Here is a 22580-nt window from a genome sequence, read left to right on the forward strand (position 1 = left end):
GAAGATGAAATTTCTAAAATATAGTACAGGCGTTGCAAGTTTAATTTTAATACTTTTTACTTCTTGTAACGAGTTGGATTTAGCTCCGACAAACAAGTTTACGGAAGCCAACTATTGGACCTCGCCCGAAAAAGCCAACATGGTTTTAAACATGGCCTACAGTCAAATGTATAATTCAGGCTATTTCTTCTCTACCGAAGCGCTCAGCGATAACATTTATGAAGGTCGTGGTGCCAGTTCAGAGAAAATAATTTCAGCCGGTCAGGCTGATGCATCCAACAACCGTTTTCAAAACGAATGGAGAGATTGTTATGCCGGAATTAAAACATGCCATACTTTTCTTGAAAACGTTGATCGTGTTGAAGGTATGAACGAAGACCTGAAAGCCAGGATGAATGCCGAAGCACGTTTTATCAGGGCTTACCTGTATTTCCGTTTAACTACCTGGTACGGCGATGTTCCATTATTTGAAACCGATATCACACTGGACGAATCGAAAGAGATTGCACGTACTTCGCACGCGGATGTATTGGCTTTCATAAGAAGCGAGCTTGATGCAGTTGCCGCTGTATTGCCAACAAACGAAGAATACAGCGAAGAAGATAACGGCAGAATTACTTCAGGTGCTGCTATTGCACTTAAAGCAAGAACTTACTTGTACAGTAACGACTGGCAAAATGTGGTAAGTACCTGCGAACAGTTGATTAATTCTGATCAGTATGGTTCATACAGTTTGTTCCCTTCATACGAAGGCATCTTTCTTCCTGAAAATGAGTACAACGAAGAGGTAATACTTGATTTGGGTTATGTACCGTCGTTGCGCACCTGGGGAGAATACTTTGATTACGCGCCGTTATCAGTAGGAGCCCGCGTAAACCAAATGTCACCAACACAGGAATTGGTTGATGATTATTTAATGACAAACGGAAGAACCATTAATGATGCAAATTCGGGATACGACGAAAATGATCCGTATGCACGTCGCGACCCGCGTTTGACAGCAACCGTGGTGTATCACGAATTTCCATGGCGCTTGCCCGACGGAACGATTCAGACCATTTACATTAAGCCGGGTACTGCACCCGACGAATCGGCCGCAGTGGATGAGTACAAAGGTCAGGGTACCAACTCAACATCAACAGGGTATTACATGCGTAAGCACTACGATCCACAAGCTTTGGCATCGTTTACTTCAGGCCTGAACCTGATTCTGATTCGTTATGCCGACGTACTGCTAATGTATGCCGAGGCTAAAAACGAACTGAACCAGATGGACGAGAATGTTTGGAACAGTACAATTAAAGCATTGCGCGAGCGTGCCGGATTTACTGATGCCAGCGCATTGAATTTCGATGCTTCGTTGAGCCAGGCTGATCTGCGTGAGACTATTCGCCGCGAACGTCGTGTGGAACTGGCTTTGGAGGGATTACGCGTTTTTGATATCCGTCGTTGGGAAATTGCAGAGAACGTCCTTAGCGGAAATCCTCACGGTGCCCGGTATGGCGATCCAAGTATCGACAACGGTTATATCAGGCTTGATGTTCGTTCATTTAATCCGGAAAGAGATTATTTGTGGGCGGTTCCTCAATCGCAAAAAGATTTAAATCCAAATCTCGGACAAAATCCGGGTTACTAATTTCAGGTGAATCAATAAATGAAAAATAAAAACAAACATATATCGATTATGAAAACTCTAATTATAAAATTAACCATTTTAACTTCTTTGCTTATCGCATTTGTAGGATGTGAAGATGAGGGATTAAGAGATACACGTGTAACTGCTGTTAAAACGTTATATGAACCTGCCGATAACAAAGTGATCGTACTGCAAACTTCGGCTTCGGCTTCTGAATATTTTGAGTGGGAGCCTGCAAAAGCTGAAGACAGCGGAATGGTACTTTACGAAGTGGCTTTTGATGTTGAAGGCGGCGATTTCTCAGCACCCATTTACAGAATGGCTTCTGATAATAACGGCGGATATAACCACGCTACAATCACCCACAAACAATTAAATAAAATTGGTGCACTGGCCGGAATCGGTTCGGCTGAAACCGGAAAAATCATCTGGACTGTTTTCTCTTCAAAAGGTATTAACGATTTGAAAGGAGAGGAAGTGCGCACAATGGAAATTACCCGCCTGGCAGGTTTTGCCGATGTGCCAGTTGATGTTTATGTTACCGGTGCCGGATCAGAAGGTGGCAGCAATTTGGCCAACGCAAGCATTATGAAAGGACTTGCTCCGGGCGAATTTGAGATTTACACCAAACTTACTGCCGGCGAAGCCTATTATTTTACCGATGCAAATTCAGGAGATACACGTCAGTTCTATATCGAGAATGGTGTAATAAAAGAAGGTGCTTCAACTGGTACAGTGGACAAAACAGCTGTTTACCGCATCAACATTGATTTTAACGTTGGTTCGGTAGTTATGACCGAAATTGTGGACTTCCAGTTGCATTTTGCGCCAACCGATGAGTTCCTGTTCTCGTTAGAGTACCAGGGCGGTGGTATTTTCAAAGCCAGCAACCAGGCGCTTGAATTCAAGCAGGAAGGTTGGGGACGCGATGAGCGTTACAAATTCAGAATGACCATAAAAGATGCCGATGGTAACGATGCTTACGAATGGTGGGGTACGCTGAATCCAACTGATGGCAGACCAACAGGAAATGAAGAATATTACTATATGACAGTTGTTCCTGAATCAAGATGGGACGACAAGTGGAAATTTGACGGAATTATGGATATGGCCTACATCGATGTAATTGCCTATTTCTGGGCAGAAGGACCATATACACACAATGTTATTAAAGTAGGTGATCAATAGAATAGAGTTAAGGTAGAACTGGGGCAGGGGCAACCCTGTCTCAGTTAATTTTTTTAGCAGGCGAAGAATGAATAAGAAACTGATTTTTTTAGTGATGGTAGGCCTGATTGTTTTTCAGGCATGTGAGAAGGATGAAACTGATCCTGGAAATGATGGAAAAGAAGAAACTGCAATAAACTGGGCGGCTGCCGCTGATAGCAGTAGTTCATCGTTTATTTATTCATACTGGAATCCGGCAGATGCATATTTTCATTACAATAACCTGAATAATACCGATTTTCATTACTGGCCGCAGGCTCATGCGCTGGATGTTGTCATTGATGCCTACGAAAGAACGGGGGATAATTTATACCTGACTACCATAAACGATTGGTACGAAGGTGTAAAAGCCAAAAACGGCAACACATTTTTCAATGTATATTACGACGATATGGAATGGAATGCCCTTGCCATGTTGCGCGCCTATAATGCAACCAACCAGGAGCGTTATAAAACAGCTGCCGTTTCGGTCTGGGATGATATAAAAACCGGTTGGAATGACAATGCTGGCGGTGGTATCTCCTGGAAAAAGGATCAGCCTTACAGCAAAAACGCCTGTTCAAACGGGCCGGCCTGTATTCTGGCCGCACGTCTTTATCAGCAGTTTAATGATGCAGCGGATAAAGATTGGGCATTAAAAATTTACAACTGGGAAAAGGAATACCTGTTTAATCCGGCCAACGGAGCAGTATACGATAACATTAACAGCCGCACCGGAGAAATACAAAAGGCTTGGATTTTTACCTATAACCAGGGAACTTTTCTGGGATCGGCACTGGAGCTTTATAACATCACGGGCGAAAAAAGTTATTTAAACGATGCCCAAAAAGCCGCCGATTATACGCTAAATACGCTTGTAAATAGCAACGATCGTTTATTAAAAGACGAAGGTGCCGGCGATGGTGGTTTGTTCAAGGGAATATTTGTACGCTATTTCACACAACTCATTCTCCATCCTGATTTATCAGACGGTACACGGAACCGCTACCTGCAATTTCTGAAATACAATGCAGAAAAACTGTGGCAGGAAGGAACCGATAAGAATAAATTGCTTTACGGTACTTACTGGAGAAACAAACCGGGAAGCACCAGCGATTTAACCACGCAAACCAGTGGTGCCATGTTAATTGAAGCCGCCGCTTTGCTTGAAGCCGAAGGATTGATAACTCCTTAAATGGATTTAGCTTGTAGAAAAGCAAGTTCAGATCAAGAAACCAGGCTCTTTTTACAACCCGGGGTAAGTGAATCGTTATAGCAGAGACTAAGTTTGAAGGCTGCGAAAGTATTGTTTGTTTATGTAATTTTAATTGCATTTTGTCAATCTGCAACTGCTCAAATTTAGTAAGAAAATATAATTGGAAATGATATCAAAAGATATGTTAAGGTCAGTAATGATTGGAATCGCGGCATTGGTATTTGTTTTATATTCAGGACATTCAAATGCTCAGTCATATGTTTTGAAATTCAATACCTCTGAGCCGGAAAGTTACATCGATTGCGGAACTTTTGATGAATATATTTCCGGTGATTTTACTATCGAAACCCGAATGTATATCGACAGTTGGGCAGGAAACTACATACTTGCCGATGAATCGTGGAGCACTGCTTCCGGGGCGGTTGGATTTGCTTTACGCTTTAATTCAAGCGGAAACGTGGAAATGAATGTGGGAACCGGAGAGTGGGAATCCGTTACAAGTACAGGAAACCAGCTCAAAACCGGCAGATGGCAACATGTAGCTGTTTCGGTGAGTACCGATAATAAAGTGAAAATTTTTATCGACGGTATTTTGGTTGGCAACGGAAACCTGAGTAAACCAATGATTGCATCGGGAACCCATATTTTTATGGGCGAAGGCTCGATGTGGAAAGACCGACGTTTGGATGGTAAATTATCCGATTTCAGAATTTGGAATACAGCACGAACAGCAGAAGAAATTAACTTAAATAAAGCCATTCAACTCAATGGCAACGAAGATGGCCTGGTAGCCAACTGGCTGTTGAATGAAGGACAGGGTGATTCCATTATGGATCTAACGTCACAGCATAATCTGAAAAGAGGGACCGGAACTGAATGGGGGCAAAAAGACAATATTCAGGTTGATGGAAGTCTGAAAATACTGGAAAGTGGAAAAGACTCTGTTTTGCTTAGTGTTGCCGGCGAAGTTGTAAGCAATTGGAGCGTGACTAATGCCGAAATCCCCGGCGAATTCTCATTCAGAAAAGTAGACGACCATTCTGCTTACCTGGTTTATAGAGCAGAAACTTCAGACTATCAGAACGATACAATTTCAATTAAAGCAACAACTGCTGATGCCACTGAAATTGAGGCGGTAGTGTTGGTTGATTTATACGATAACAAATACCAGTATTTTGGCGAAAAACTATTAGATAAAATTCATGATGAGTTTTATAATAAAAACAATGGTTTGTATGCCGAATCAATCGATGCTTCTTCGAATTTTGTTCAGGGAACAAGCTTTGTTTGGCCGGCTTCTCACATGTTACGGGCATTAACAAATGCATGGAAACTAAATCCTGAAAAATACGAAAGGCTTCTGTTTAATTACCTCTCGGCTATCGATACGTACAAAGTAACAAAGGCGGGAAGAACTGGTTATGCTGTTTTGCCGGGAAATACAGGAACGCGTTTTTACGACGATAACGGACAGCTTATGATGCCATTTACGATGATTTATGATCTGGATCAGAACAGCACAGTGCTTGGAAATCTGAAAGTAGCCTACGAGTTTAACAATGAAATTCGCGACAGTCGCTACGCCATTCCGCAACACGAAGATCAACTTGGCTTTGGAATGTTATTTTCCATGTCGGTTAATTATACCAGTTACGCCGCTGCCAAATTGTATCAGTATACAGACGAAACCCGATACCTGAACGAAGCGTTGACTTATTACGAGTTGGAGAATGATTTTTCGGTAAAAATTAAAGATTCGAACACAAAACTGTTTAACCAGGCCAGTTATTACCAAAACGGCAGCTGGTCGCTGAATGGTATTATAAATGGAAACACGGTTCGTGGTGGTGGTTACCGCGCCTACCAAACCACGGTTGTTATTCAAAATGCTATTCTTTTGTATCAGTTAACAAACGAACAAAAATACCTTGATGATGCCCACGAAATGATGAACAGTTGTATCAATCATTGGTACAAACAGGGACAAGGCTTAAGCGAGATTTCGTTTTGGGGTGGCGACGATATGATTGATGCTTTGCTGGATTTGTACCGCGAAACGGCGGATGATAGATTTTATACCATTGCGGCCGATATTATGGATTTTTTAAGTGCCTACAACAGAGATAAGAGTGGTTACTACGCAAGTAGCTATAACGATGTGGATGGAAAATGGAATCTGAACAGAATAAACGAAAATCCTTCAGAAATCGGTATGATGGGGCAGGCTGCTGCTGCTTCTTCGTTTTTAAATGTTGCTTACAGCACTTTAAATCCGGTTACTGATGTTGACGAAATTGAAATTCCCGAAAAAAGACAAATGCTAACTATATTTCCCAACCCGGTTTTGGCGGGCGAGGAAATCAGCATTCATTTGCCGGAAAAAACAGAGACCGAATGTGATCTGTATTTGTATAACCAGGCGGGGCAGCTGATGCAAGCATTCAAATCAAAAGATTTTTCAGATAGCGGGCAGATCTCTGTCTTACCGGAAATCAGGACTCCTGGAATTTATTTTATTCGAGTCATCACGGGAAGTAAGTCATATCAGGCAAAAGTAATTATGTACTGAAAATGGATTAATCTGATGATGACGACTCAATTACCTAAATCAACTATAAATGAAGCGATTAGATTTCAAACTAAAATTATTTAAGATTACGAAAGTATTTTTTGGCATTTTACTGGTTTGTCTGTTTTCCGGTTCTGCGATTGCCTGGGGAGGTATCGAAGAACTCACTTCTCCTGATAACAATATCAAGGTTCGAATTGAATTGGCCGACAGGATTTATTACTCGGTTAGTGCCAATAACTTTTTGTTGTTGGAAAAGAGCTACCTGGAGCTCCGGTTAAAAGATCAGATTTTGGGTGAAAACCCGAAACTTACCACAAAAAAACGTAGTACCATTCAAGAGCAGATCAACCGTGAAATTCCATTGAAGAATGCCGTTGTTGATAACCATTGCAATGTTCTTTTGTTAAAATTTAAAGGTGATTATTCTGTTGAATTCAGAGCTTACAATGATGGTGTTGCTTACCGTTTTATTACAAATAAGGACGACAAAGACATTGAAGTATTGGATGAAGCGGTTCATCTTCAGTTTCCTTCCACTTTCGATGCCGTGCTCTCACCGACACGTTCATTCAAAACTTCGTACGAAATATCGTATGTTGAATCGAATACAGCTGACGCTGAAGGTTTGGAAAAAAGCACACTCCCTATTCTGATTGACAGTAAACAGCGTTTCAAGATTTTATTTTCAGAAGCCGACCTGTTTGACTATCCATGTTTATTTATGAAAGGCGTTGAAGGAAATGCCATGAACAGTACATTCCCTAAATGTCCGATTGAATTTGGCGAAGATGGTGACCGTAGTTTGAAAATCGTAAAAGAAGCAGATTATATTGCAAAAACAACAGGCTCGCGTAGTTTCCCGTGGCGTGTTTTTATGATCAGTAGCGAAGACAAACAAATCTTCGAAAATGAAATGGTTTTCAAATTATCGCGGCCCAATGAATTGGGAAATGTTGATTGGATAAAACCAGGGCAGGTAAGTTGGGAATGGTGGCACGATGCACGTTTGTATAGGGTGGATTTTAAATCAGGATATAACCTGGATTCCTATAAATATTACATTGATTTTGCTTCTGATTTTGGCATTCCTTACATCATAATGGATGAAGGCTGGGCAAAATCTACCCGCGATCCCTATACTCCAAACCCCACAATCGATTTATTCAAGCTAATTGAATATGGAAAGACTAAAAATGTAAAAATTGTTTTGTGGTTAACATGGCTGACCGTTGAAAACAATATGGATTTATTTAAAACCTTCAGTGAATGGGGAATTGCCGGAGTTAAGATCGATTTTATGGACAGGAGCGATCAATGGATGGTAAACTACTACGAAAGAGTTGCACGTGAGGCTGCCAAATACCATCTTTTTGTTGATTATCACGGATCTTTTAAACCGGCGGGGATGGAACGTGCCTTGCCAAATATTCTTTCCTATGAAGGTATCGTTGGCATGGAACAAAATATTGGTGGCGGACGGGCAACCACTAAGAATAACGCGTATCTCCCATTTATAAGAAATGCTGTTGGGCCTGCCGATTTTACTCCCGGAGCAATGAATTCTGTTCATCCCGAAGATTATAAATCTACCCGGACAAACCCGGTTAGTATCGGTACACGTGCTTATCAACTGGCTTTGTACGTAACACTTGAAAGTGGAATTCAAATGCTGGCAGATAATCCATTTTATTATTATCGTGAGCGGGAATGTACCGAATTTATTACCAGTGTTCCTGTTGTTTGGGACGAAACCCGTGTTTTACAGGCGAAAGCCGGAGAGTACTTTGTGGTTGCCAGACGTAGTAAAAACAAATGGTTTATTGGTGCAATTACCGACACCAAAGAACGTAGCTTCAAATTAAATCTTGATTTTCTTAACGATGGAGCTACTTACAAAATGACAGCTTTTCAAGATGGTGTAAACGCCAATGTTCAGGCTATGGATTATAAAAAAGTAACTAAGAATGTGAGCAGCGGAGAAACGATTGAAATAGACCTGGCCAGAGACGGAGGTTGGGCTGCTGTAATTGAACAAGTAAAATAAATTGGAAATACATTATTTCATATTTGAACCAACTAAAATGATACGAACAATTCTTTTATTTACGCTCATTGTTACAATTTTCGGCTGTAATGAGGCAGGCAATAAAACCAGCCCCGAAAAATCTGAAAAGCTTACGGGGTACGTCAATACTTTTCTGGGAACTGCTCCTTTGCAAGACAGCATCGATTGTGGTTACACACCACCAAAAGACTGGCGCGTTTGGGCCGGATTAACTTATCCCGGGGCGTCATTGCCAAATGCCATGGTACAACTGAGCCCGATTACCGAATGGCACAGCGGAGCCGGCTACGAATACGAAGATGATGTTATCTTGGCATTCACACACACCAACAAAGGCCACTGGAATTTGTGTCACATACCGGTACTTCCGGTTACTGACGGTTATACCGCAAATGATTTTGGATCAAAATTCAGTCACGAAAACGAAGCTGCCGAACCGGGTTATTACCAGGTGAAACTCGATCGATACGGAATTAATGCAGAGCTGACAAGCACTTTACACTGTGGCTACCATAAATACCACTATCCCAAAGGTCAACCGCAAAACATGATACTGAACCTGTCGAAATCGAACGAGCGTGTGCGCGACTGGCATATTGAACAGGAAGGAACAAACGCTTTTAAAGGATTTCAGCAAACAGGAGAAAAAATATATTTCTATGCCGAAACCAACCGGACCATAGTAAACCTGGAAACAAGCGGCGATGAACGACGTGAAATCGCCCTTGTTTCTTTTAAAGAATCAGAAACGAACGAACCGCTGGAGCTTAAACTGGCGCTTTCGTTTGTAAGCATCGAAAATGCAAAGCAGAATCTGGAAGCCGAGTTAGCCGGCAAAAGTTTTGAAGATGTGAAAACCGAAGCTTCGCAAACCTGGGAAAATTTACTTGCAAAAATTAAGGTTGAAGGCGGTACCGAAAAAGAAAAGGAATTGTTTTATTCCTCGTTGTACCGTTCGTTTTTATGGCCTGCATTGCGCAGCGATGTAAACGGAGATTTTACCGATGCCAGCGGAGAAGTGGTCAACAAAGGATTTCGTTATTACACCAATCCTTCGCTTTGGGATACCTACCGCAATAAGTTGGTTTTGCTGGGTATGCTTTCACCCGATGTAACTGCCGATGTTATTCAGTCGCTGATTGATAAAGGCGAAAAAACAGGTTTTATGCCTACCTTTTTTCACGGTGATCATGCAGCACCGTTCATTTCAGGTTCTTACCTGCGCGGAATTAAAGACTATGATATTGAAAGCGCCTATCAGCTGTTGCTAAATAATGCAACAAAAGAAGGAGGTACACGTCCACACATTGCCGAGTATATCGAAAAAGGATACATTTCGACTCCTGAAGTTCAAAATCCACATGTGGAATCGAAAGCCAAAGCCGGTGTGACCAAAACGCTGGAGTTTGCTTATGATGATTATGCTGTGGCGCTTCTTGCAAAAGAACTGGACAAAACGGCTGACTATGAGATGCTGATGAAGCGCACTTCAAATTACAAAAACCTGTTCGATCCGTCAACCGGCTTAATGCGTGGTCGATTGGAAAACGGCGATTGGGTATCGGACTTTAACGCAGAATACCCGTATTACGAATACATGTACCGCGAAGCCAATGCCTGGCAGTCAACGTTTTTTGCACCACACGACACCAAAGGTTTGATCGGTTTGTATAATAGTGAAGATGAATTTGAGCAAAAGCTGGACTCGCTGTTTTCAATCCCGTGGAATGCCAATTATATTGCGCGCAATGTGTCCTCATTTATCGGGCAGTATTGCCACGGTAACCAGCCCGATCACAGCTTCCCGTATTTATACACCTTTATCGGCAAACAGGAAAAATCGCAAATGTACCTCGACAGTATCATGAACCGTTTTTACGGCATGGGCGAGTGGGGGAATGCGCTTTGCGGAATGGATGATGCAGGAGAAATGTCGGCGTGGTATGTATTTGCTGCCATGGGAATTTATCCTTACTCACCGGCCGATGCAGAATACATTGTTTCGGTTCCGATTTTTGATGCTGTTAAACTGGATTTGGGAGAAGAGTCACTAATTACCATAACAAAACGGAATGAGGGGAGAAAGATTAATGATATTACCATTGACGGAAACCGGCTTGACGGTTATTTTGTGTCGTACGATCAACTGAAAACAGGTAAAGAATTAATTATTTTAGCCGAATAAGACAAACATCGAAAAAGTTATAAAACCAATAATAATGAATTCAAGAAGAGATTTTTTAAAAGCAGGAGCATTAACAGTTGCCGGAATCGGAATTGCCGGAAGTTCGTCGGTTTGGGCAGCAACAGGAAGAAAAAACTATGTAAGCAATCGTCCTGCAGCCGGCGAACGTAATTTTGTGTCGAAGGCTGTGGAAGAAACAATTGCAGCAGCAAAAGCAAAAATTAAAGATCCGAAACTAGCCTGGATGTTCGAAAACTGTTTCCCGAACACTTTGGACACGACGGTAGAGCATGGAACGCTGAACGGTAAACCCGATACTTTTGTAATTACCGGCGATATTCACGCTATGTGGTTGCGCGATTCTACTGCTCAGGTTTGGCCATATATGCCACTTGCCAATCAGGATGAAAAATTGAAAACCTTGCTGGCCGGTGTAGTTCACCGTCAAACGCAATGTGTTTTACTAGATAGTTATGCTAACGCTTTCAACAAAACAAAGGAAGAAGAAGTGCACTGGATGAGCGATATGACGGACATGAAACCCGGTTTGCACGAACGCAAATGGGAAATCGACTCCTTGTGTTATACCGTTCGTTTGGCTTATAACTACTGGAAAACTACCGGCGATAAAAGTGTTTTTGATGCCGACTGGCAAAAAGCAGCAGCTCTGATTGTAAAAACATTTAAGGAACAGCAACGCAAGGATGGCCTGGGACCGTATAAATTTCAGCGCGAAACGCCTCAGCAATTAGATACCGTTGCCAATCATGGTTATGGCCGCCCGCTAAAACCTGTGGGATTGATTAACTCAACCTTCCGTCCATCGGATGATGCAACTACTTATGGTTTCCTGATTCCTTCAAACATATTTGCAGTTGTATCCTTAAATCAACTGGCAGAAATTAGCAATGAAATTACAGGCGATAAGGCATTTGCAAAAGAATGTTTGGCCTTGTCAAAAGAAGTGGATGCAGCAATTAAGGAATATGCTATTGTAGAGCATAAAAAATACGGAAAAGTTTATGCTTTTGAGGTAGATGGTTTTGGTAACCACACGTTTATGGACGATGCAAATGTGCCAAGCTTGCTGGCTTTACCTTACCTCGGACTGGTTGAAAAAGACGATAAAATTTACCAAAACACGCGCAAACTGGTTTGGAGCGAAGACAATCCATACTTTTTTAAAGGAAAAGCAGCAGAAGGAATTGGCGGCCCGCACGTTGGATACGACATGGTTTGGCCAATGAGTATTATTATGCGTGCCATGACGAGTTCAAGTGACAAAGAAATTGCATGGTGCATAAAAACATTGCGCGATACCGATGCCGATACCGGTTTTATGCACGAAACATTCCATAAAGACGATCCTAAAAACTTTACCCGTTCGTGGTTTGCATGGGCAAATACTTTGTTTGGCGAATTGGTGTTAAAGCTCGTTAACGAAGGAAAAGAGAACCTGTTGGAAGTTTAGATGCCAAAAATTAACCGTTAAATATTAATACTTAAACCAATTGAAATGAATTTAAAAGTAAGACGAACGTTTTGCCAGTTCGTGTTTTTGGCTTTTGCGGTTGCCGTATTCTATTCCTGCAGCCAACCATCAACAATACAGAAGGAAGAAGCAGGGGCGGAGTTTCGTGCACCTGCTTATCCATTAATTACTATCGATCCGTATACCAGTGCATGGTCCATGTCGGATCAGTTATTCGATACGCCCGTAAAACACTGGACAGGCAGAAACCATTCATTGATTGGCGCTGTTCGCGTTGATGGCGAAACATATCGTTTTATGGGTAAAGAAGAAATTCCGCTTCAACCGGTTGTAACGAGTGCGAAATTTGAAGCCTGGGAGGGAAAATTCCTCACTTCAGAGCCTGCCTCAGGTTGGGAAAAACCGGGCTTTAACGATGCTTCATGGAAAAGCGGAAAAGCAGCTTTTGGAACGCCAAACACCGGCGAAACAGCAACGCCCTGGAATACCGAACATATTTGGGTGCGCCGCGAATTTACCATGCCTGCAGTAAATAGCGAAAGCGACCTGTTCCTTATCTATTCGCACGACGATGATTTTGAATTGTACCTTAACGGAAAAGAAATTATAAATACCGGAAACCGTGCAAAAAGCAACGTGGTGATGAAGCTGGATAAAAGCCTGCTGAACCTTGGTGGCGAAAATACGATTGCAGCTCATTGCCGGGACCGCGGTGGTTTGGCCTATGTCGATTTCGGTATTTTCAGGGAAAGCGACATCCAGCCTGTTTTTGCACAAACAGCGGTTCAAAAAAGCGTTAAAATTACGGCAACGCAAACGAAATACAATTTTAGCTGCGGACCTGTAGATTTAAAAGTCGAGTTTGTTTCTCCGTTGTTGATGGATGATCTCGACCTGCTTTCGCGTCCGGTTAACTACATCAACTACGAAGTAGTTTCAACAGATGGAAAATCACACGAAGTGGAAGTATACTTTGAAGCTACGCCGGAATGGTCGGTAAACGAACTGAGCCAGGAAGTGGAAGTTACAAGTGGAAAAACAGGCAATATCAATTTCCTAAAAGCCGGAACAACGGAACAACCCGTGCTAGAAAGGAAAGGTGACAACGTGCGCATCGATTGGGGATATTTTTACCTGGCATCGCCTGAAACTGAAGATCAAACCCTGGCAATCGGCGATTTTGCAGCCATGAAAAAAGCTTTTGCTGAAAGCGGAAAAGTGAAAGAAGGAAAAGATAAAACCACAGCCGTTTTGTCGAAATCAATGCCTGTGCTGGCGTATACCGATGTCCTTGGTAAAGTTTCAGCAAAACCAGCATCAGGTTATTTAATGCTGGCTTACGATGATATTGAATCCATCCAGTATTTTGGCGATAATCTGAAAGCCTGGTGGACGAACAATGGTCAGGTAAGTTTTAATGAGGCCTTGACTGCCGCTGCGAATAACTACCAGAGTATCATGGATCGCTGCGATGCTGCCGACGCAAAAATATACGAAGAAGCACTGGCCGCCGGAGGCGAAAATTATGCCCGTCTGTGTTTGCTTGCTTACCGCCAGTCGATTGCGGCGCACAAACTGGTAAAAGACACCCAGGGAAATATCTTATTCCTGTCGAAAGAGAATTTTAGCAATGGTTCTATCGGAACGGTGGATGTTACTTATCCTTCGGCTCCGTTATTTCTGAAATACAATCCCGAACTGCTGAAAGGAATGCTAAACCCGATTTTCTACTATTCGGAAAGCGGAAAATGGACCAAGCCTTTTGCTGCGCACGATGTAGGTACTTATCCGAAAGCTAACGGACAAACCTACGGAGGTGATATGCCGGTAGAAGAGTGCGGGAACATGATTATTTTAACAACTGCTATTGCCGCTGCTGAAGGAAATGCTGATTACGCTGCCGAACATTGGGATGTGTTGACTACCTGGGCAAATTACCTGCTGGAAAACGGTCTCGATCCGGAAAACCAACTTTGTACCGATGATTTTGCCGGCCATTTTGCGCACAATGTAAACCTGTCGGCAAAAGCCATTATGGGAATTGCAGGCTATGGTAAATTGGCCGGAATGCTTGGTAAAAACGATGTGGCAGAGAAATATACGTCTGAGGCCAAAAGGATGGCGCAGGAGTGGATGAAAATGGCCGACGATGGCGACCACTACCGCTTGACATTTGATAAACCGGGAACCTGGAGTCAGAAATACAACCTGGTTTGGGACAAGCTGCTCAATCTTGGAATCTTCCCGGATGAAGTTGCCCAAACAGAAATTGCCTATTATCTGACGAAACAAAACAAATACGGTTTGCCATTGGATAACCGCAGAACCTACACCAAATCGGACTGGATCATTTGGACAGCGACTTTAGCTGATGATACGGAGACGTTCCGGAAATTTATTGATCCGCTTTACGGATTTGTTACTGAAACACCCGATCGTGTTCCGATGAGTGACTGGTACGAAACCCCTGATGCAAAACAGGTAGGATTCCAGGCGCGTTCGGTAGTTGGCGGGTATTTTATTAAGATGCTTGAAGATTAACAGCTGCCAATGTTGATAGGGGTGAAAAGAACTATCGGCTTTTCACTCCAATTCACAAAATGAGTAGTGAGTGCTTGCTGATGACGATTGAATTGGACGAATTTGTTTAAAATAAAAGGGCTGCTTTTAAAAAGCAGCCCTTTTATTTTACCCAGGTTTGAAATACGCTTTAAAGACGCTTACTCCTTCTTTAATCGTTTCCAAAACTTCTATATGTCGAATTTTAACAGGCTCAACAGCCAGCGGGTTGTCAGAAAGCACAAGTACTGCCTAACAATTGAATATGATTCACATTTTTCTTTTCTTAGACATTTTATTATGATTCGGATTTTTGTTTCTGGATTTGAAATTGCTAAACAAAAACTGCGACTTAATTGCGACACCGGCTAATAAAAAAGGAGTTAAGTTGATTCTTAACTCCTTGATATTAAATTGTCGGGATGACAAGATTTGAACTTGCGACCCCTCGCCCCCCAGACGATTTTAGTTATTAATTATCTGGGCTGATAATCAGTGATTTATAATTTTATTTTCCTTTTGGTTGACACTATGGTTTACACAGGTGTCTAAATCTGCGTTGATTAATAATTGTATGAATTTAATAAAAAAAATTGAATTTTTAAAACATAAGTATCAGTAAGTTAGTCAATTATGTGTATTTGCAAGAAGGATTTGCAAGTTAATATCCTACATGTATTGTTTTAACAAAAATTTATGTTGCTCTACCCATGAGAACCATCAGAATTTTAAGATTTTCAAAAGTGTCATAATTTGTTTGATTTTATATAGAGAATTTATTATGGTCTATCGAATGTGAATTTTATTTCCTGCTCTAAAGAGCTGGGGGTCAATTGGGAAACAGCTTAGTTCAGATCAATATAAAAATAAAAAATTTTTGAAAGTGATTTCGTTAACAAAACTGGTCAGGTTACATTTCCCGGTATAATAAACTTTGCGGTTTCTTCCTGCTCCGGTTCGGTATTTACATTCGTAGCAATATCTGCAAGAAAGATGTTATAATATTTTTCAAACTCCGGTTTAAGCTCCTTTAATGTTATCGTATATGGTCTTTTTGAGTTGCGGGGTATGATTTTATTGAAGTACAACTTCATGGTTTCATGCGTTACCTTACAGCTATTGTGTGTTATTTCATAAAATTGGTAAATCTCCTGTAATTTGGCTTTTATGAAGTCCCGGTCGATTGGTTTGTTTATCTCAATCTCATTGAAAATATCTAAAAGAACATCTTTATTTTTTCGGCGTTCGCATTGTTTCCAGACTTCCAGTTTCTCCTTTACTTTCTTGAAGTTATAGTTAACCTGTTCAAACATTATGCTGCCCATAGCAAAGTAAGCTTCAACAACAATATCGGTATCAACTTTGTATTTTTTTGATTGTTTTAAGTAACCCTCATCATGCCTGACAGAGTTTTGATAACTTTTAATTGCTCCAATATCATTTAATTTCACCATAGTTGAAACCATTTCTTCAATGATTGCTTTTCCAGAGCGGGCTTTGCTAATTGAGTAACTATCTACTTGCGAAAGATTATAATTTATTCTTCGTAGTAACGGAATATAAAAGTTAGTATCCCGGTAAGCTTGTTCCAATTCTTCTTTTGAAGTATAGTAGCGGTTAACCCGTTCTTCTGCTATCCAGTTATCGACTGCAAAATCATTAATATTATTCCGGTAATCGAGCAGGTTATAATATGGCGACTTCTTTATGGCTTTTTCTATTCCGCGCCTCCTGTCAACATCGTTCTCATGGCTTAATTGTTTTAGTTTTTCCTCGTAATCTTCCCTATAATAACTCAATTCGTTTAATATGGAGTTTTCTTCACGTCCGAGTAAATTCTCTTTGATGTTGGTAATATGTGTAATTGAGTTGTAGCGTTTACCATTAATAACCTGTCTAAACCTGCCTTGTATCTGTATTGCTTCTGTAAACGGGTCAATTACGGTGTGTTCCTTTTCATAAATATCGGTACATATAATAATATCGGGGCGTACTCTCAAATTAATATCCAGTGCAGAGAAGAAACGGGAAGTAAAAAAGTTGTATTTAGCCAGTTCGGTATCAAAGTCTGAACTAACGTTTTCAATCCCAAGATTTCTTAATATTCTGGCACTTTTGGCAGAACAGTACACTTTGTAATCCGATTTAATAGTGTTGTTTATTATCCGGTTTATTCCTTGCGTGGAACTATAAAAGATGCAGACACATTCGCTATCTTTAAAATTCTTTATCTGTTCTTCAAAACACTTGCTGAAATGGTTGGTAACAATTACCTCAATGTCCTGCTTGTAATCGTAATCCGGGACTACTTCCAACATTCGGAATTGTTTTCTGATTTCCGGGTGGCTGATATGTAAAGGGGTAGCAGAAACAAGGGCTTTGTCTTTAAATTTCAAAAAATCGTATATAGGTAACGTAATCTTATCCCGGTAGCCAACATCTTCCGTAATCTTTTCGCACTCATCAAATAAGCAGAAATAATCTTCGTAAAGTTGGATATTAAGTTCCGGTTCTTGGGCAACTTCTTTTATTTTAGAGAATCCCTCTGGCGTAGTAACAAATTTTTTGTACCGGATTGAATCGTTTAAAAAGTATCTGCGGATTTCCGGGGCTTTAATATCATCGAAAACAGGTTGAATAAATGAGTGCTGCCTACTCTTACCAATAATTACAGGGACATTCGGTTCAATTATTATCGAATTTCGTTTTGCTTTAATCTCCGTATAAGTTGCGCCTATTCCACAAAGTGTTTTGTTAAAAACAACATTAGGGGGAATATCCTTGCAGCTTTTTATTTGAACGTTTTTATTTCTTAATTCGTCATTTTTCCGTTTCAGGGCTTTAACCAGCCATTCATCTTTTTTTATTGGTAGCGTAATTTTCTTCATCACAAATCTTCACTTTTAGCTACGTTTTAAGTACCGTAGTATGAAAAATCGGTATTTTTTGTCATTAGATGGTCGGTGATAGAAATTTGTACTAAGCTTGATTTTTTAAGCAAAACAATTTTTAAGCACCTTCCTGACATTTTCTGAACGCTAAAATTATGAAAAATTAAGCAAATTGAAGTTTGCTAATGTGGTTAGATTAGTCGTGACTTGAAATAAATTTAAGCGGGTAAAATTGTCATTATTGTCTTAAAAGCAGACAGTTTATATCAGTCATTTTGTCAATAGCATATCAGCAGGAAAAAAATCTTGAAATGAGTAGGTAACAAGTAAATTAATGTAATAAGCCTTGTTCTATTAAGTTATGCTTAAAAATTCTAACTAATTGATTTGTAGGGTAAAGGTAAAATTTTCAATTCAAGAAAAATAATTCAACATGTCGAAAAATTTGTAATGCCCAAAAGCGTGGTATTGCCCTTTAATAGCATGAAAGATAAATGTATCGGAGCTTTAATAACGCTCAAAAGCAAGTATTCGTTCCTTATTATCGCTCGTTTGTTATGTAGTCGGATATTATTAACGGTTACTTGATAGAGATGAGTATTATTTAACTGCATTTGGCATGTGTTTTGACACTTTAAAAACCGGAGAATGGCATAAGTAATTTTTTACTTTAAACATTCTTAGCTACATTTTTAAATGTGGTTGTACAGGTGCAAATGGTTAAGCTTTTTATGTGTCTGTATTTAAGATGTAACTCGTTTCTCGAAAAGCAATAGAAGACCACGAGAGAAAGGGGGGTAGCCTGAACCCCGAAGTCAGGTAAACCATAAAAAATAATTTTTATGGAAAATTTAAACGTTCTTAACAATTCTGGAGAAAACAAAGTTGATTTAACAAACAAAGTAGAAAAAGCAGAAAAATCAACAAGTAGAAAACGCGCTGAATCGGATTATTTGAAGATTCGAAATAGAGCAGGAAATATTTTCAAGGTTCAACTTGATAAATCTGCCAAAACGAAAAAAGCTTCTGTTATTGAGGCTTATAATAAACTAAAGGGTACTGATTACACTTTAGACAGATTTAAAGCTGAATTTTATGAAAACATTGAACGGCTTTTAGACAGTAAGCGTTTTGAGAAAGCTTGTAAAGACAGTAGGTTAATTGCATTTAATGTTGCAACGCATGTTGCATTTGATGGTGCAAGCAAAATTAGCCTGGTGTTAAGAAATGGTTTAAAAGCAACCTACTCAACTCAACTTATTGAAATGGTTAATCCGATTTTTACAGAACAGGAGCTTAAATGTGCAACTGAACCAGAAAGTCCAGATTGTCCAGAAACAACAGAGTGATTAAGAAATTGAATTTATCTCCTTACATTGAAGGAGGATTTTTGAGAGTGTCCAATGTGGCACTCTCTTTTTTTACCACCTAATTAAGCCGGAAATAAAATTTACCTCATTCTTGAATTACGAGGTCAATATTTCTTTAAGAGATGAAAATGTTTAAGCTAATCTAAGTTTTCAATTGATCCACACGAGTACAAGAACGTAGTAGTTTCCCATCACAGATATTTCCTCTCCACTTATATTAATGCGGGTACAATTAAAATTCCCTTTGATACCATAAAGCATGATATCGCTATTTTCATCCAACTTTTCTATTTCCGTAATTGTATTTGTCCCACCATCTTTGACGCTGGTCAAATAATCTCCCTGAGTATAATCCTTGAATCTAACAACAGCTTCAAAATTGCATATGTTATTGATTGATAAGGAATTTCGAATGCTATAATTGCCTTTGTCAGCAGTAGTAAAATCATCTAAGTTTGTATAGTGCATAATATGTAGATCTAAGTAAAAGTCTGAGGTTTCAATTTCACCTACATTTACACGAGTACCACTTTTTTCGTCACAAGTTTCTGTATCAAAATTTGACCATTCCTCTGCGATGGCATCATATTTCTTCCCATTTACTACTATCTCAAGATATTCCTTTTTTAGTGGATCATCTTCTTCTTCACTACAAGAAAATAATGGGATAAATGAGACAATAATTAATAAGTTTAAGATAGATTTTTTCATGATTTATGTTTTACATAAAAATCCAAATATCGTGCCAGAGATTAGTTCGTTTGTTAAATAGTATCAATTGCGTCAAATCAACAATTTCATGGCCTCATTAAATTGCTTATTTTCAAAGCTATCCAAATAAATTTGAGTTGTAGAAAGCTCAGAATGTCCCAGAGCCTCACTGATTAATGCAATGTTTACACCTGAGTTTTTAAGAACGGTTGCAAAGCTGTGGCGTGCCACGTAGCTTGTTAGTTCAGTTTTTAATTTTAACTCGTTGCCAATTGCTTTGAGTTCCCGGTTGATGTGTTTCAGTACCTTTTTAACCCGGTCTCGTTTCTGTACCGGGGTTACATGGATGTTTGAATCTAATATTGGAAATAGGTACAAGCTATCTTTACATTGATCTTCATATTTATTTATGTAGTTGTTTGCTGTATCTGTTAAAGGTAGGTTTATTAATGTACTGGTCTTTTGCCTGTGGTAAGTAAGCCTCTCATTTATAATATTATCGGGTTTTAGATTTGCAATATCAACAAAAGAAATTCCACCACACAAATAGGAAAAGCAAAATATATCGTGGGCAAATTTCCGGTAGTAGGTTTTATCATTTGTATTGTAACTTAATATCTTCAAAATATCGGCTTTATTCAAAGCCCGTTTCATCGTTTTAGTGCTGAATTTGCTGACTTTAAAATCTGAAAACGGATTTTTATTTTTGTCAACAATCTTATTTTCAATTGCTTTGTTAAAGGCTGCTCTTAGTGTTCGGAAGTTGTAACTAACAGTTATTTCTTTGTTCCCGTTATTTCGGAGCCATGCCTCATATTTATTAAGGAACTGAATATCAATCATGTCGAATGTAAAAGTGAGCTTTTTACCTTTGTTAAAGTTTTTCAATGAATTGTATGAGTTTAGATAGGCATAACTGTTACCAACGTTTCCATTTTCTTTTAGTTTTGCAATTAGTTCAGTATAAAACAGTTCAACGGTTTGCGCTTTAATTTTCCGGGCTGATTCTTTTACCAGTGTTTCAGATGTGAAATTTTCTCCGTTTATCTTTGCTGATAGTAGTTTTTGCTGGTATTCAATTTTCGTTTTAAGAATCAACTGTTCAAGCTCGCTTTTATTCGGACACTCGGGTTTTGGTTCGTTTTTATCGAAGTTCCAGTAATCTGGATTGAGCGAAACGCCTAAGCTTTTCATACTTCGTTTACGGTTCTTGGTAACCCGTAACATTAAAGGACTTTCGCCATTAGAAAGCACCTTACTTTTGTAACAAATAACTGTAATAGTTGCATCCATTTTGATTTTCCGGTTTACACGCTGGTTTACACATTGTGCAACCCGGATATGAAATTCAACCAAAATTAGAAATGCTTAGGAAACAAAAAAGCCTGAGAATCTTTTGATTATCAAGCTTTAATTTCGGTCGGGATGACAAGATTTGAACTTGCGACCCCTCGCCCCCCAGACGAGTACGCTACCAGACTGCGCCACATCCCGTAAATTGTGCCTGCAAATGTAGTGTTAGAATTCTTTTTTACAAAGTCTTTTTTTCAATTTCCCAACAATTTAATTTCATAGAATTCATTTATCGCATATGTTTATAATCGATTGAATTATTCCTTGTGTAATCACTTTGTTTTGTATTTTTGTCGGCAAAAAATTAAGTACCATGTTTAAACCACTCGATATTAACGATAACAAAGAAAACAAAACTGGTGAAACAACTGCCAGTGAGCATCTTAAATGTTTGATCATCGGATCTGGTCCTGCCGGATATACCGCTGCAATTTATGCAGCAAGAGCTAATCTTTCGCCGGTTATGTATGAAGGATTGCAGCCCGGCGGACAGTTAACAACAACAACTGAAGTTGAAAATTACCCGGGTTATCCTGAAGGAGTTACAGGCCCTGTGATGATGGAAGACCTTAAAAAACAGGCTGAGCGTTTTGGTACCGATGTACGTTGGGGAATGGCTACAAGAGTTGATTTTTCGGGCGAAATTCACAAAGTTTGGATCGATGATGAAAAACTGATTGAAGCTGAAACGGTGATTATTGCTACCGGTGCAACTGCAAAATACCTGGGGCTGGAAGACGAGAAGAAATATGCCGGCGGTGGTGTTTCGGCCTGCGCTACCTGCGACGGATTCTTTTACAGAGGGAAAGACGTAGCCGTTGTTGGTGGGGGAGATACCGCTACCGAAGAAGCCATGTACCTGGCCGGTCTGTGTAATAAAGTTTATTTGATTGTTCGTCGCGATGAACTTCGTGCCTCAAAAGTTATGGCCGAGCGTACCATGAAAACGCCAAACATTGAAATACTCTGGAAACACCAGACAAAAGGATTATTTGGCGACGGAGTTGTTGAAGGTGCCACACTTGTTAAAAACCAGGGCGAAGCCGGTGAAGAAGAAGTTAAAATAAAAATTGATGGTTTCTTCCTTGGAATTGGTCACACACCAAACTCAGATATTTTCAAAGATTATGTCAACACCAACGAGGTTGGTTACATTAAAACGATTCCGGGAACTTCAAAAACAAATGTTCCAGGTGTATTTGCCTGTGGCGATGTTCAGGACGATCAGTACCGTCAGGCAGTTACTGCTGCCGGCAGTGGTTGTATGGCCGCGATTGATGCCGAACGTTACCTGTCAGAAAAGCACGGATAATATTTTAACCTA

Annotated in this window: 13 protein-coding genes and 1 tRNA gene; 10 read left to right on the forward strand and 4 right to left on the reverse strand. The window is 40.0% G+C overall.

Translation table 11 applies throughout. From position 1 onward, the window contains the following. The first annotated feature begins 4 nt into the window (after window positions 1-4). The 8 genes from HFD85_RS16335 to HFD85_RS16370 all read left to right on the forward strand — a co-directional run bounded on the left by HFD85_RS16335 (window position 5) and on the right by HFD85_RS16370 (window position 14913). Window positions 5-1636: a RagB/SusD family nutrient uptake outer membrane protein gene (locus HFD85_RS16335; RefSeq protein WP_240925064.1), complete on the forward strand. Its 1632-nt coding sequence runs from the start codon at window positions 5-7 to the stop codon at window positions 1634-1636. A 48-nt stretch (window positions 1637-1684) separates the two neighbouring features. Next, entirely contained in the window at window positions 1685-2824 is a 1140-nt protein-coding gene (locus HFD85_RS16340; protein WP_167612295.1) for a SusE domain-containing protein, read from the forward strand. Between the two features lie 67 nt (window positions 2825-2891). Beyond that, on the forward strand, window positions 2892-4037 hold the full coding sequence (locus HFD85_RS16345; RefSeq protein ID WP_167612298.1) for a glycoside hydrolase family 76 protein: 1146 nt from the start codon (window positions 2892-2894) through the stop codon (window positions 4035-4037). Window positions 4038-4224: 187 nt separating this feature from the next. Next, entirely contained in the window at window positions 4225-6627 is a 2403-nt protein-coding gene (locus tag HFD85_RS16350; protein ID WP_167612301.1) for a LamG-like jellyroll fold domain-containing protein, read from the forward strand. A 49-nt stretch (window positions 6628-6676) separates the two neighbouring features. After that, on the forward strand, window positions 6677-8674 hold the full coding sequence (locus HFD85_RS16355; protein ID WP_167612304.1) for a glycoside hydrolase family 97 protein: 1998 nt from the start codon (window positions 6677-6679) through the stop codon (window positions 8672-8674). Between the two features lie 37 nt (window positions 8675-8711). Beyond that, window positions 8712-10880: a GH92 family glycosyl hydrolase gene (locus tag HFD85_RS16360; RefSeq protein WP_167612307.1), complete on the forward strand. Its 2169-nt coding sequence runs from the start codon at window positions 8712-8714 to the stop codon at window positions 10878-10880. A gap of 34 nt (window positions 10881-10914) precedes the next feature. Further along, entirely contained in the window at window positions 10915-12351 is a 1437-nt protein-coding gene (locus HFD85_RS16365) for a glycoside hydrolase family 125 protein (protein ID WP_167612310.1), read from the forward strand. Window positions 12352-12396: 45 nt separating this feature from the next. After that, window positions 12397-14913, forward strand: coding sequence for a glutaminase domain-containing protein (locus HFD85_RS16370; RefSeq protein WP_167612313.1), 2517 nt, complete (start codon window positions 12397-12399; stop codon window positions 14911-14913). A gap of 923 nt (window positions 14914-15836) precedes the next feature. On the opposite strand, the gene HFD85_RS16375 is transcribed toward HFD85_RS16370, so the two are convergent. Then, the gene (locus HFD85_RS16375; RefSeq protein WP_167612316.1) at window positions 15837-17822 is read right to left on the reverse strand and encodes a hypothetical protein; all 1986 of its coding nucleotides are present in this window, start codon (window positions 17820-17822) and stop codon (window positions 15837-15839) included. Between the two features lie 842 nt (window positions 17823-18664). Here HFD85_RS16375 and HFD85_RS16380 point away from each other — a divergent pair. Then, entirely contained in the window at window positions 18665-19171 is a 507-nt protein-coding gene (locus tag HFD85_RS16380) for a hypothetical protein (protein WP_167612319.1), read from the forward strand. 171 nt (window positions 19172-19342) lie between these two features. Here the strand turns inward: HFD85_RS16380 and HFD85_RS16385 are convergent, their stop codons facing one another. The 3 genes from HFD85_RS16385 to HFD85_RS16395 form a co-directional block, all read right to left on the reverse strand. Then, window positions 19343-19903, reverse strand: a complete 561-nt coding sequence (locus tag HFD85_RS16385) for a hypothetical protein (RefSeq protein ID WP_167612322.1) — start codon at window positions 19901-19903, stop codon at window positions 19343-19345. Between the two features lie 72 nt (window positions 19904-19975). After that, window positions 19976-21196: a site-specific integrase gene (locus tag HFD85_RS16390; RefSeq protein WP_167612324.1), complete on the reverse strand. Its 1221-nt coding sequence runs from the start codon at window positions 21194-21196 to the stop codon at window positions 19976-19978. Window positions 21197-21323: 127 nt separating this feature from the next. After that, a tRNA-Pro gene (locus tag HFD85_RS16395) sits at window positions 21324-21397 on the reverse strand. A 172-nt stretch (window positions 21398-21569) separates the two neighbouring features. Between HFD85_RS16395 and trxB the strand changes: the two genes are divergently transcribed. Then, a complete protein-coding gene (gene trxB / locus HFD85_RS16400; protein WP_167612327.1) occupies window positions 21570-22568 on the forward strand; it encodes a thioredoxin-disulfide reductase in 999 nt (332 codons plus the stop codon). Window positions 22569-22580: the final 12 nt, after the last annotated feature.

The organism is Maribellus sediminis (assembly GCF_011799805.1).
Classification (GTDB): Bacteria; Bacteroidota; Bacteroidia; order Bacteroidales; family Prolixibacteraceae; genus Draconibacterium; species Draconibacterium sediminis_A.

Excerpts from the sequence above, each read along its gene's own strand:
- HFD85_RS16335 (WP_240925064.1), top strand. The coding sequence starts at position 5 with ATGAAATTTCTAAAATATAGTACAGGCGTTGCAAGTTTAATTTTAATA.
- HFD85_RS16340 (WP_167612295.1), top strand. The coding sequence starts at position 1,685 with ATGAAAACTCTAATTATAAAATTAACCATTTTAACTTCTTTGCTTATC.
- HFD85_RS16345 (WP_167612298.1), top strand. The coding sequence starts at position 2,892 with ATGAATAAGAAACTGATTTTTTTAGTGATGGTAGGCCTGATTGTTTTT.
- HFD85_RS16350 (WP_167612301.1), top strand. The coding sequence starts at position 4,225 with ATGATATCAAAAGATATGTTAAGGTCAGTAATGATTGGAATCGCGGCA.
- HFD85_RS16355 (WP_167612304.1), top strand. The coding sequence starts at position 6,677 with ATGAAGCGATTAGATTTCAAACTAAAATTATTTAAGATTACGAAAGTA.
- HFD85_RS16360 (WP_167612307.1), top strand. The coding sequence starts at position 8,712 with ATGATACGAACAATTCTTTTATTTACGCTCATTGTTACAATTTTCGGC.
- HFD85_RS16365 (WP_167612310.1), top strand. The coding sequence starts at position 10,915 with ATGAATTCAAGAAGAGATTTTTTAAAAGCAGGAGCATTAACAGTTGCC.
- HFD85_RS16370 (WP_167612313.1), top strand. The coding sequence starts at position 12,397 with ATGAATTTAAAAGTAAGACGAACGTTTTGCCAGTTCGTGTTTTTGGCT.
- HFD85_RS16380 (WP_167612319.1), top strand. The coding sequence starts at position 18,665 with ATGGAAAATTTAAACGTTCTTAACAATTCTGGAGAAAACAAAGTTGAT.
- HFD85_RS16385 (WP_167612322.1), bottom strand. The coding sequence starts at position 19,903 with ATGAAAAAATCTATCTTAAACTTATTAATTATTGTCTCATTTATCCCA.
- HFD85_RS16390 (WP_167612324.1), bottom strand. The coding sequence starts at position 21,196 with ATGGATGCAACTATTACAGTTATTTGTTACAAAAGTAAGGTGCTTTCT.
- trxB (WP_167612327.1), top strand. The coding sequence starts at position 21,570 with ATGTTTAAACCACTCGATATTAACGATAACAAAGAAAACAAAACTGGT.